This is a genomic window from Streptococcus suis, from assembly GCF_002960425.1.
Lineage (GTDB): Bacteria > Bacillota > Bacilli > Lactobacillales > Streptococcaceae > Streptococcus > Streptococcus suis_S.
Genome location: NZ_POIZ01000076.1, coordinates 1 through 1,001, shown reverse-complemented (window position 1 = coordinate 1,001; position 1,001 = coordinate 1). Strand labels below are relative to the sequence as shown.

Annotated in this window: 1 protein-coding gene; it reads left to right on the top strand. The window is 37.0% G+C overall.

Annotated features, from left to right (window positions below; all coding sequences use genetic code 11):
* Positions 1–639: 639 nt before the first annotated feature.
* The coding region (locus C1G57_RS09155; RefSeq protein ID WP_161941094.1) for a transposase at positions 640–1,001 on the top strand (362 nt) is incomplete at its 3' end.

Genomic DNA, 1,001 nt, shown 5'->3' with positions numbered 1-1,001 from the left:
ACACTTTTTACACTAAACTTTAGTCCAAAATAAAATAATTTCCATATTTGGATTTCGAGACTCAAAATATTTTTCGTCAAATACCTTGATGGACTTGACAAATGGTAGAAAAAACAGTTCGTTCCAAACGATTGCTGCCAGGCCGATGACTAGGATGGTTGGGCATATCAAAAATAGTAAACTCTGTCCCTACCCTTCCTCGCTCATCTCCAAAAAAGAGGTGATACATGGACGAATCTTCTTGATTGACAGTTTTCAAGGTCAATTATAAGCCGAGAATATGATGATAAAAATGATAGGCTTGATGAATATTTCCTACTAAGCTTGAAATGTGATGAATACCTGTATTGTTCATAAGATGACCTCTCTGATAATGATAGACTCATTTTATCACTAATTAGTTATATGTTCGAAGAAAATGCACAAAGAAAACACCCGAATCCATTCGAGTGCTTTCAGGAGTTTACATGAAAAAGATGAGTTTATTATATGACTCATAACTTAAAGAAGGCTGAAGAGGCTGGGCAAAAACTAGCCGCTCACATATAAAAAAACGAGCAATTCCAATTAGGATTTGCTCGTTTTCCATTTCATGCTTTATAATTATAATAACGACAAAACAACTAGAAAGGCATGAAAATGTATAAACAGTATAACACAAATCAGTTAAGTTTGGAATTAAATCTTGCTTGGGATTTACCTGCAACGCATGAGGCTCGTCTGATTAGTCAGTTTGTGGATACTATTCCTTTATCCATTCTATTGGAAGAAACTTCTCATACTGGTCGTCCAGCCTTTCATCCAGCCATGTTGCTCAAAATGACCCTGTTCGCCTATGCTCGCCAGGTATTCTCTGGTCGAAAAATCGTTCAAATGAATGAAGAAGTCATTCCTATGAAATGGCTGAGTCAGGATACCTATGTCTGTTATCGGACCATCAATAGTTTTAGGGCTAGCACACACGCCAACCAGCTCATCAAAACTGCCTTCATCTACTTCAC